8 protein-coding genes are annotated in these 11,288 nt (G+C 68.8%); 6 read left to right on the forward strand and 2 right to left on the reverse strand.

All coding sequences use genetic code 11. The features are described 5' to 3' along the window. The first annotated feature begins 1 nt into the window (after position 1). From ASE02_RS05565 to ASE02_RS05590, 6 genes are all read left to right on the forward strand, one after another. Positions 2-2,182: a xanthine dehydrogenase family protein molybdopterin-binding subunit gene (locus ASE02_RS05565; protein ID WP_056731974.1), complete on the forward strand. Its 2,181-nt coding sequence runs from the start codon at positions 2-4 to the stop codon at positions 2,180-2,182. A gap of 81 nt (positions 2,183-2,263) precedes the next feature. Then, a complete protein-coding gene (locus tag ASE02_RS05570) occupies positions 2,264-3,529 on the forward strand; it encodes a TetR/AcrR family transcriptional regulator (RefSeq protein ID WP_056731976.1) in 1,266 nt (421 codons plus the stop codon). 53 nt (positions 3,530-3,582) lie between these two features. Continuing rightward, positions 3,583-6,915, forward strand: a complete 3,333-nt coding sequence (locus ASE02_RS05575) for a carboxyl transferase domain-containing protein (protein ID WP_056731978.1) — start codon at positions 3,583-3,585, stop codon at positions 6,913-6,915. A gap of 69 nt (positions 6,916-6,984) precedes the next feature. Continuing rightward, positions 6,985-7,359: a BlaI/MecI/CopY family transcriptional regulator gene (locus tag ASE02_RS05580; RefSeq protein WP_056731980.1), complete on the forward strand. Its 375-nt coding sequence runs from the start codon at positions 6,985-6,987 to the stop codon at positions 7,357-7,359. Further along, entirely contained in the window at positions 7,352-8,236 is an 885-nt protein-coding gene (locus ASE02_RS05585; RefSeq protein ID WP_056731982.1) for a M56 family metallopeptidase, read from the forward strand. The genes ASE02_RS05580 and ASE02_RS05585 overlap by 8 nt, the downstream gene beginning before the upstream one ends. A 38-nt stretch (positions 8,237-8,274) precedes the next feature. Further along, positions 8,275-8,760 carry a hypothetical protein gene (locus ASE02_RS05590; RefSeq protein WP_056731984.1) on the forward strand — a complete coding sequence of 162 codons (486 nt, stop codon included), beginning with the start codon at positions 8,275-8,277 and terminating at the stop codon, positions 8,758-8,760. A gap of 6 nt (positions 8,761-8,766) precedes the next feature. Here ASE02_RS05590 and ASE02_RS05595 read toward each other — a convergent pair whose 3' ends face one another. Further along, the gene (locus ASE02_RS05595; RefSeq protein ID WP_056731987.1) at positions 8,767-10,128 is read right to left on the reverse strand and encodes a VWA domain-containing protein; all 1,362 of its coding nucleotides are present in this window, start codon (positions 10,126-10,128) and stop codon (positions 8,767-8,769) included. Between the two features lie 4 nt (positions 10,129-10,132). Beyond that, positions 10,133-11,095, reverse strand: a complete 963-nt coding sequence (locus ASE02_RS05600) for a MoxR family ATPase (RefSeq protein ID WP_056731989.1) — start codon at positions 11,093-11,095, stop codon at positions 10,133-10,135. Between the last annotated feature and the right edge of the window lie 193 nt (positions 11,096-11,288).

An 11,288-nucleotide genomic window follows, 5' to 3' on the forward strand; every position in this document is an offset into this window, starting at 1 on the left:
CATGGCTGACGGATCCCACCCCTTCATAGCCTCGCGTCGCGGCGTCCTGGCCGGCGGCGGGTTGCTGCTGTCGTTCACTGTCGCGGGCAAGGCCGGCGCGGCCGAGGCCGGCGGCGCCGGCGGGGCGCTCAACGCCTATGTCCGCGTCGCGCCTGACAACCTCGTCACCATCGTCGCCAAGAACCCGGAGGTCGGGCAGGGCATCAAGACGATGCTACCGATGCTGATCGCCGAGGAACTGGACGTCGACTGGGACAGCGTTCGCACCGAGCAGGCGCTGAACGACCCCACGGTCTATGGCCGCCAGTTCGCGGGCGGCAGCATGGCCACTCCGCTGCACTGGGACGAACTGCGCCGGGTCGGCGCGGCCGCGCGGGTGATGCTGATCGCCGCGGCGGCCCAAGGTTGGGGCGTGCCGGCCAGCGAGTGCACGACGGCGTCCGGCGTGGTTCATCACGCCGGCTCCAAGCGCAAGGCGACCTATGGCGCGCTGGCGGGCAAGGCGGCGGGCGTTCCGGTGCCCGACCTGAAGACCGTGCCGCTGAAGGACCCCAAGGACTACAAGATCATCGGCCACGCCAAGCGCCAGGTCGACACCGCGGCCATCGTCACCGGCAAGCCGTTGTTCGGCATCGACGTCACCGTGCCCGGGATGCTGTACGCGACCTATGAGAAGGCGCCGGTGTTCGCGGCCAAGGTGGCGGGGGCCGACTTGGCGGCCGCCAAGGCCGTGAAGGGCGTGCGCGACGCCTTCGTGGTCGAGGGCGGGACCGTGCTCGACGGCCTGTTGCCGGGCGTTGCCGTCGTCGCCGACAGCTGGTGGGCCGCTCGCAAGGGGCGCGACCAGCTGAACACCCGCTGGGCGGACCATCCGACCGCCAAGCAGTCGAGCGCCGCCTTCGCCGCCCAGGCGGTCGAGCTCTCCAAGGCCGCGCCGCAGAAGACCGAACGCAACGACGGCGACGTGGCCGCGGCGCTGAAGGGCGCGAGCAAGACGGTGGAGGCGGCCTACGCCTATCCGTTCATCTCGCACGCCAATCTCGAGCCGCAGAACTGCACGGCCCACTTCAAGGACGGCAAGATCGAGATCTGGGCGCCGACCCAGAACCCCGAGCCCGGCCGTCAGCTGGTCGCCAAGACCCTGGGCGTCGCGCCCGAGGCGATCACCATCCACATGATCCGCGGCGGCGGCGGCTTCGGCCGGCGGCTGATGAACGACTACATGGTCGAGGCCGTCTGGATTTCGAAGCAAGTCGGCGCGCCGGTGAAGCTGCTGTGGACGCGCGAAGACGACATGCGCCACGACTTCTATCGCCCGGCCGGCTGGCACTTCCTGAAGGGCGGCGTGAATGCGGCGGGCGACATCGTCGGCTGGCACGACCACTTCGTCACCCTGGGCGAGAACGGTGTGGCGGCGCGCAGCGCCGGCATGGGCGCCACCGAGTTCCCAGCCCGGTTCCTGACCAACTATCGTTACGATCTTTCGATGATGGCGGCGGGGATCCCGACCGGACCGCTGCGGGCGCCGGGCTCCAACGCCATCGCCTTCGTCGTCCAGTCGTTCATCGACGAACTGGCCCATGCGGCGGGCGCCGATCCGGTGGCCTTCCGTCTGAAGCTGCTGGGCGACAAGCCGATGGTGGGCGATCCGCCGTCCGGCTACGCCGCCGGCCGCATGGCCGCGGTGGTCAAGCTGGCGGCCGAGAAGTCCGGCTGGGGGCGCAAGCTGCCCAAGGGCTCGGGCCTGGGGATCGCCTTCCACTACAGCCACCTGGGCTACTTCGCCGAGGTGGTCGAGGTGGCGGTCGCCCCCGACGGGGCCGTCAAGCTGGTGAAGGTCTGGGTCGCCGCCGATGTGGGGCGGCACGTGATCAATCCGTTCGGCGCGCTGAACCAGGTCGAGGGCTCAGTGCTGGACGGCCTGTCGGGCGCCCTGCACCAGAAGATCACCATCGAGAACGGCGCGGCGGTGGAGGGCAATTTCGGCGACTACCAGCTGATGCGGATCAACGAGGCGCCGCCGATCGAGACCCACTTCATCAAGTCGGACAACTCGCCCACGGGGCTGGGCGAACCGGCCTTGCCGCCGATCATACCGGCGCTGTGCAACGCGATCTTCGCCGCCACCGGCAAGCGCATCCGGCAACTGCCGGTCGACACCGCGCTGCTGAAAAGCGTCTAGGCGGGCTCCGATATTGTCCGGCCCCGGATGGATTTGCGTTCGGGGCGCAGGTGGCGCTATCGGGAAATCTGAAGGCGCGGTATGACGTTGGCCATGGTGGACGGCCCCGACAACATCGATCCGATGACGGCGATTCGTGCGCCGACCAAGCGCTACGAACAGCGCAAGAACGCCATCGTCAGCTCGGCGGTCGAGGTGATCAACCGCAAGGGCGTTCGGGGCATGACCCTGGCCGATGTCGCCGCGCGGCTGAACCTGGTCCCGACCGGCGTCATCTATTATTTCAAGAACAAGGAAGACCTGGCCTCGGCCTGCTTCCTGCACGGCATCGACCAGTTCAACGCGCTGTCGGCGGCGGGTGAGGCGGGCACGACCGTTCGCGAGCGCCTGGCGCTCTTCCTGGACGCCTATTTCGACTACAAGGGGCGGGCTATTCAGGGCCTCGCCGAGCCCATCGCGGTCTTCAACGACGTGCGGGCGCTGGCCAGCGAGCCGGTGAACCAGGCCTATCTGGACATGTTCCGTAAGGTCCGCCGGGTGGTCGAGGGACCAGAGACCGCGAACCTGCCGCGTGCGGCGCTCAACGCCCGCGCCCACCTGCTGATCTCCGAGGTGTTCTGGGCGGTGGTCTGGCTACGCCGGCACGATGTCGAGGACTATGGCCGGGTGTCGCAGCGCGTGCTGTCGATCACCGCCGACGGCTTGGCGGCGCAGGGCTCGGCATGGGCGCCGCTGCCGCTGCCGGACCTGATCGCCGAGCCCACCGGCGGGCCGGAAGCCTCCAGCGAACTCTTCTTGCGGGCGGCGACCCAACTGATCAACGAAGAGGGCTATCTGGGCGCCTCGGTCGAGAAGATCTCGGCGCGGCTCAACGTGACCAAGGGCGCCTTCTACCACCACAACGAAAACAAGGACGAGCTGGTGGTGGCCTGTTTCGAGCGCACCTTCGAGGTGATGCGCCGCGCGATCCGCCAGGCCGAGGAGATTTCGACCAGCGGGCTGCAGACCCTGATGACGGTGGCCTCGGCGCTGGTCTGCTATCAGATGTCGGGCAATGCGCCGCTGCTGCGCGCCTCGGCCCTGACCTCGGCGCCGGAATCGATCCAGCCGCAGCTGTTGGCGAAGTTCGACCGTCTGTCGGACCGCTTCGCCTCGCTGATCTCCGATGGCGTCGCCGACGGCTCGGTGCGGCCGGTCGACACCAATATCGCCGCCCAGATGCTGACGGCGATGATCAACGCCGGCGCCGAGCTGCCCCAATGGACGCCGGACCTGACGCCGCAGGCGGCGGTCGACCTCTATGTTCGTCCGTTCTTCGAAGGACTGGTATCGGCCGGAGACGGCTAGGCGGCGCGCTTCCCGGCGGGCACAGTGAAAGAAAACGCCCGAGGGAACGCCAAGTGAAGAAGCTGCTGATCGCCAACCGTGGCGAGATCGCCGTCCGCATCGCGCGCACCGCCGCGGAGCTGGGGATCGAGACGCTCGCGATCTATTCCAGCGACGACGCCGCCTCGCTTCACACCCGCAAGGCCGACGCCGCCCACGCCCTGAGCGGCTCGGGTCCGGCGGCCTATCTCGACGGCGCGCAGATCCTGGCGGCGGCCCAGGCGCTCGGCTGCGACGCCATCCATCCCGGCTATGGCTTCCTGTCGGAGAACGCGGCGTTTGCGCGGGCCTGCGCCGAGGCGGGCGTCACCTTCGTCGGGCCATCGCCCGAGACCCTGGAGCTATTCGGCGACAAGGGCCGTGCGCGGGCGCTGGCCGCCCAGTGCGACGTGCCGATCCTGGCCGGGACCGACGGCGGGACCACGCTCGCCCAGGCGCGCGCCTTCCTGGAGGGGCTCGGCGAGGGCGGGGCGGTGATGGTCAAGGCGGTGGCCGGCGGCGGTGGGCGCGGCATGCGGCCGGTGCGTTCCCTAGGCGAGCTGCCCGAGGCGTTCGAGCGCTGCGCCTCCGAGGCCCAGGCGGCGTTCGGCGACGGCTCGCTCTATGTCGAACAGTTCCTGCCCCACGCCCGGCATGTCGAGGTCCAGATCGTTGGCGACGGCCAGGTGGTCTCCCATCTGTGGGACCGGGAATGCAGCCTGCAGCGGCAACGCCAGAAGGTGGTGGAGATCGCCCCGGCCGACAGCTTGCCGCTGGAAACCCGCGAGCGGCTGTTCGAGGCCGCCGTGGCGCTCGGCCGCGCCGCCCACTACCGAAATCTCGGCACGGTGGAGTTCCTGGTCGACGGCGAGACGGTGGTCTTCATCGAGGCCAATCCCCGGCTACAGGTCGAGCATACGGTCACCGAGGCCGTCACCGGTCTCGATCTTGTTCGCATCCAGATCGAAGTCGCGCGCGGCCGATCGCTGGCCGATCTGGGCCTGACCCAAGCCCAGGTTCCCAGTCCGCGCGGGACGGCGGTGCAGGCGCGGATCAATCTGGAGACCATGGCTGCCGATGGTTCGGCCAAGCCGTCCGGCGGGGTGCTGTCGGCCTATGAGCCGCCTTCGGGGCCGGGGGTTCGCGTCGACGGGTTCGGCTATGCCGGCTATCGCACCAGCGCCCGCTTCGACAGCCTGTTGGCCAAGCTGATCGTCCACTCGGTCGACCTGCCGACCGCCGCGGCCAAGGCGCGCCGGGCGCTGTCGGAATTCCGCATCGCCGGATCGGCGACCAATATTGGCTTCCTGCAAAGCCTGCTGGCTCACCCGGCGGTGGCCAATGGCGAGGTCCACACCCGCTTCATCGAGGAGCGGATGGAGGAGCTGACTGGCGGCCCCGAGGCGCCCAAGCTCTATTTCGAGACCGCCGGCGCCGCGCCGGTCAAGCGCGCGGGCGCGCAGGTCGACACCTCCGACCCGCTGGCGGTCCTGCACCACGGCAAGGCGGAGAGCGCCGCGCAGGACGACGAGGAGGAACCGGAGGGGCCGGAAGGGACCCGGGCTCTGCGCGCGCCGTTGCAGGGCACCGTGATCGGCCTGTTGGCCAAGGTCGGCGACGAGGTCCGCGAGGGCCAGCCGCTGTTTGTCATGGAAGCCATGAAGATGGAGCACGTGATCGCCGCGGGCTTCTCCGGCGTCGTGCGGCAGATCGTGGTGGCCGAGGGCGACACGGTCTTTGACGAGCATCCGTTGGCCTTCATCGAGGAGACCGAGGTGGCGGGCGGCGTGGTGACGGAGGACGTGGTGGTCGATCTCGACCACATCCGGCCCGACCTGGCCGAGGTGCTGGAGCGTCACCGCCGAACCCTGGACGCAGCGCGGCCCGAGGCCACGGCGCGGCGGCGCAAGACCGGCCAGCGGACCACGCGGGAGAACATCGACGACCTCTGCGACGAGGGCAGCTTCACCGAATACGGCGCCCTGACGGTGGCGGCGCGTCGGCGTCGGAACACCATGGAGGAGCTGATCGCCCAGACGCCGGCCGACGGCATGGTCATGGGGCTGGGCGCGGTCAACGGCGACCGCTTCGCCGAGGAGAAGTCTCGGGTCGCGGTGATGGCCTACGACTACACCGTGTTGGCCGGCACCCAGGGCTCGCACAATCACGACAAGCTGGACCGGATGAGCGAGATCGCCGCGCGCTGGCGGGTGCCGACGGTGTTCTTCACCGAGGGCGGCGGCGGGCGGCCTGGCGACACCGAGGGCGGCGGCTTTGTCCGGGGCTTTGAGTTCTGGGGCCGGTTGTCCGGCGCCGTGCCGCTGGTCGGGATCAGTTCCGGCCGCTGCTTCGCCGGCAACGCCGCCATCCTTGGCTGCTGCGATGTGATCATCGCCACCAAGGACTCGGCGCTTGGCATGGGCGGGCCGGCGATGGTGGAGGGCGGCGGTCTTGGGGTCTTCCGGCCCGAGGAGATCGGTCCGGTCAAGGTCATGCAGGCCAACGGCACCATCGACGTGCTGGCTGAAGACGAGGCCGACGCCGTGCGGCTGGCCAAGCAGTACCTGTCCTATTTCCAGGGGACGGTGAAGGATTGGGACGCCGCCGACCAGCGGCTGCTGCGCCGGGCGATCCCGGAGAACCGGCTGCGGGTCTATGACGTGCGCAAGGTGATCGAGCTGATCGCCGACACCGACTCGGTGCTGGAGCTGCGGCCCAAGTTCGGCCTGGCCATGGTCACCGCCTTCATCCGCATCGAGGGCCGCCCGGTCGGGGTGTTCGCCAACAACCCGCAGCACCTGGGCGGGGCGATCGACAGTGACGCGTCCGACAAGGCCGCGCGGTTCCTGCAGCTTTGCGAGGCCTTCGATATTCCGGTGCTGTCGCTGTCGGACACGCCCGGCAACATGGTGGGGCCGGAGGCGGAGAAGACCGGCCTGATCCGCCACTGCTCGCGGCTGTTCGTGATCGGGGCCAACCTGACCGTGCCGCTGTTCTCAGTGATCCTGCGCAAGAGCTATGGGCTGGGCGCCATCGCCATGACCGGCGGCTCCTACCAGGCCTCGATGTTCTGCGTGTCCTGGCCGACCGGCGAGTTCGGCGGCATGGGCCTGGAGGGCTCGGTGAAGCTCGGCTACCGCAACGAACTGGCGGCCATCGAGGACCCGGCCGCCCGCAAGGCCAAGTTCGACGACATGGTCGCCGCCGCCTATGCGCGGGGCAAGGCGCTGTCGCAGGCGTCCGGCCCGGCCTTGGACAACGTCATCGACCCGGCCGACACCCGCCGCTGGGTGCTGTCGGGGCTGAAGTCCCTGCCGCCGATACCGGTGCGGACCGAGAAGAAGCTGCGCTGGATCGACAGCTGGTGAGCGCGCGCCTTCGAGCCGCTTGACGGCATTTCTTACGTCTGTAACTTATTTGCATTACGGGTGTAAGAAATGTCTCGGATCAGCTCGGCGGAGAGTCTCGTGATGCAGGTCTTGTGGGCCAGGGGCGCGCTCCCGGCCGACGAGATCATGGCTGACGTCGCCGGTCCGCAGGGCTGGGGCGAGGCCACGGTGCGCACCCTGATCACCCGGCTGCTGAAGAAGAAGGCGATCGTCTCCGAGCGCGAGGACGGGCGGGTGCGCTATCGCCCGCTGATCTCCCAGGCCGACTATCTGACCGGCGAGAGCCAGGGTCTGCTGGACCGGCTGTTCGACGGCCAGTTGGCGCCGCTGATCGCCCATTTCGCCCAGCATCGCCGCCTGTCGCCGGAAGAGCTCAAGCGGTTGAAGCAACTGATCGCCGACATGGAGCGGGGCGATGGCTGAGCTGCTCGCCGCCCTGACGGGGGTGAACCTCGCGGCCGCCCTGGCGATCCTGACGGTTCTCGCCGTCCGTCCGCTGGCGCGGCGGATGGTTGGGGCGCAGGTGGCGTACAGCCTCTGGGCGATACCGCCCGCTGCGGGGTTCGCGACCTTGCTGCCGGCGCGGGTGGTCGAGGGAGCATCGGCGCTCGGCGAGCCCGGCCTCGCCGCGAGCCTACTCGCCCTGTGGCTGGCGGGCGCGATCCTCATGGTCCTGCGGCTCGCCGTTCTCCAGATGCGGTTCCTGCGTCTTGCCCGCGCCGGGAGAACCGGCCCGGCGGTGATCGGCGTCATCGCGCCCCGGCTGGTGATGCCGCCGGACGACGGCGCCTATAGCGATGAGGAACGCGCCCTGGTGCGGGCGCATGAACGCGAGCACATCGCCCGCGGCGATCCCTGGGCGAACGCGTTGCTGGCGGCGGCGCAATGCCTCTGCTGGTTCAATCCGCTGGTGCATTTGGCGGCGGGGTTCGTCCGGCTGGATCAGGAACTGGCCTGCGACGCCGCGGTGGTGCGTCGGCGCGGCGTGACCAAGGCGGCTTATGCGCGCGCGCTGCTGAAGGTCCAGATGTCCGGCGTCTCCCTCCCGCTCGGCGCGCGCTGGCTGACGCGCGGCGCCCATCCCTTGGAACTGCGGATCGCCTCGCTGGCGCGGCCGCCGCGCCTGGACACGATGGCGGGGCCGATCCTGGTCACGGCCGCGCTGACGGTGGCGATCGTGGCCGCCTGGGCCGGCCAGCCGCCGGTCCCGGAGCGGCCTAGGCTGGTTCCGCAAATGGTTGGCGATGACCGGCCGATGTCGGTCGTGATCATTCGAACGGCTCCGCACGCCCGGCCCTGAGGCCGCCTCGCATCTGTCTTGATCCTGGAGGACGCAGCATGCCGACGCACCTGACCAAGCTGCTGACAACGGCGTGGCGCTCACCCTCCCGCTCCGATGTGTTCGACGCCGCCGGGGTGCTTGGCGTTTTGGCTATCGTCGCGAGCCTGCCGCTGATGGGCATCTACGCCACCTGGTCCGACCGCCGGGCGATGCGCACCGCCTGGAACATTCCCGGCCCGTCCTGTCCGGTCGTCGCCGCGCCGATCCCGTCCCCGTCGGAACGCCGGCCGCTGACGGTCTTCCACTACGGCGACATCAGCTTCTCGCGGAAGTTCGGGCATGTGAGCTGCGTCGCGCCCCGCGAAGGGGGCTTCTTCCAGCGCACGACCTACCGCGTCTGCCAGTTCACCGCGCCGGCGCTGATCGGCGTCACCACCGCTGAGCGGACGGTCTTCTACGCGCCGGGCGTCGGACGCCGCGCGACCGTGGCGGTGCGCGGCGACACGCCGTCCTGCGTGCTCGGCGGCTGGTTCGAAGGCTGAACGTGATCAGTGCGGGACGTAGGTCCGCAGCACGTCCTCGATGATCCGTTCGAGTTGGCCGAGCGTGTTGCAGGTCTTGGCCACGTGGCAGAAGCGCTCATAGCGGTACATGACGCTGTCGCCCTGGCTCCAGTAGCTCTCTGGTTCCGGGTTCAGCCAGATGACTGAGCGGGCGCGCTTCTGGATGGTGGCCATCAGGTCCAGGCGCGGATCGGCGTAGTTCGACCGCCCGTCGCCCAGGAAGATCACCGTGGTGTGGCGGTCGACGTGGTCGAGGTGGTTCTCGCAGAAGTCCTCCAGCGACTTGCCATAGTCGGTCTGTTGGAAGCCGATGCGCTTCAGCACCTCGAAGATCGCCCCGTCCACATGCTCGTCGTCGAGGATGTTGTTGACGCTGATCAGCCGGCCGGAGAAGGCGTAGGCCTCCATGCGGTCGACCACCTCGTTCAGGCTGTAGAGGAAGGTCAGCAGGAACTGGGCGGCGGCGGCCACCGACTTCGACACGTCGCAGATGCAGACGATCGAGGGCTTGTCGATCTTCTCGGTCTTCCAGATGACCTCGAAGGGCATGCCGCCATAGGGCATGGATTTGCGCAGCGTGCGGCGGATGTCCATGTGGCCGCGCTTGGCGCGGTTGCGGCGGCGCGAGTAGCGGTCGGCCAGCCGCTTGGCCATCTTCTTGACCAGGGCCTGCATCATCGCCTGGTCGACGGGATCGATCCCGCCCTCGGCGTTCAGCGCCTTGCGGGCCAGCATCTCCTCACGGAGCATCTTGCCCGAGCCTGAGGCGTAGAGTTCGTGCTGGCGCGCCACATAACGCTGGGCTTCCTCGGCCAGCCTGCGCTTGCCCGCTTCCAGTCGGTCAGCGGCGTCGCCCCCGCCTTCCAGCTTGCGCGCCGCGTTGATGATCGCCTCGATCTGCGCCAGCCCCATCTCCTCCAGCAGCCGGCGCGTCAGGCGCGAGCGCTGGGTCGAGAGGCGGATCTGTGAGACCTGGGCACGTTCGGCGGCCTCTTCCATAGCCTGGGCGATGGAGGCGGCGTCGCCCTCCAGCAGCATCCGGGCGAGGTCGGATTCCGCGGCCTCGGGCGGCAGGCCGTCCATCGGATCGCCGCCGTCCTGCCCGCTTGGCGGCGGCGGGGTGAAGGACACCTGGTCGCGGGCGAAGAAGGTGTCGAAGGTCGCGTCGAACCGCACCACCTCGTCGGCGGTCTTGGCCAAGGTGGCGCACAGCGCATCCTTGAACAGTTCACGGTCCGAGAAGCCGACTTTCGCCACCGTCAGGTGCGCGTCGATCGCCTCCACAGGCGAGACCTTGACGTCCGCGGCCCGCAGGGCCCGGAAGAAGTCTTCCAAAGCGCCCTGCATGGGATCAGGCCGCCGGCCGGCGGAGCAACTCGCCGATCTGCGGCTCCACGGCGTTGATGTCGGGTTCGAATTTCAGCAACACGTTGAGGGTGTCGCGCACGACCTCCACATCCAGGCTGTCGGCGTTGAGCAGGATCAGCGCACGGGCCCAATCCACGGTCTCGGAGATCGAGGGCGACTTGCGCAGGTCCAGTGTGCGCAGCGACTGCACGAAGCCGACCAGCTCGGCGGTCAGGGTCGCCTCGATGTCGGGTACGCGGCTGGCGACGATTCGGCGTTCCAGCGCAGCGTCCGGCAGCGGGATGTGCAGGTGCAGGCAGCGGCGCTTCAGCGCGTCGCCCAGGTCGCGGACGTTGTTGGAGGTCAGGAAGACCAGGGGCGGGGTCTTGGCCTTGATCACGCCCAGCTCGGGGATCGAGACCTGGTAAGCCGACAGCACCTCGAGCAGGAAGGCTTCGAAGGCCTCGTCGGACTTGTCGATCTCGTCGATCAGCAGCACGCAGCCGTCGTCTTCCTTCAGCGCCTTCATCAACGGGCGCGGTTCCAGGAAGGGCTCGGAGAAGAACAGGTCGCCGATGCCGTGCAGCCGGTCCATCGCCGCGTCCATGTCGGCGGCGTCGGAGAGCGCCGCGCCCATCCGGTCCTTCAGGATTTGGGTGTAGAGCAGCTGCTTGCCGTACTTCCACTCGTACAGCGCCTTGGACTCGTCCAGGCCCTCATAGCACTGCATGCGGATCAGCGGCTGGCCCAGCAGGGCGGCGGTCGACAGCGCCAGCTCGGTCTTGCCCACGCCGGCCGAGCCTTCGACCAGGATCGGCTTTTGCAGGTGGATGGCCATGTAGAGCGCCGTGGCGATGCGCTTGGACGCGATGTAGCCGACGCTGGCCAGCCCTGCGATCAGGGCGTCCACGGAGCTCAGGACGTCCGTCGGCGCGGCCTTAATCGCCGCGGTGGTGGAAAGGGTCAAAGTCTCGAACTTTCATAAGTGCGCGAAAACCGCGCCATGAGGTCTGCAATAATTCGCCAAGTGTGCAAGTCGGCCAGCCGCGACGCAAGCGAACGTTCAAACGACTGTTGGAATGACCGGTCCCTCGATGCTCCCCCGCTGGGCTACGGGATTCACACAACTGCGTCGGCTTTGGCGCTGACGAAGCCGGCGA

Origin of the sequence: Phenylobacterium sp. Root700 (assembly GCF_001429025.1) — a bacterium.
In the GTDB taxonomy this organism is placed as follows: domain Bacteria; phylum Pseudomonadota; class Alphaproteobacteria; order Caulobacterales; family Caulobacteraceae; genus Phenylobacterium.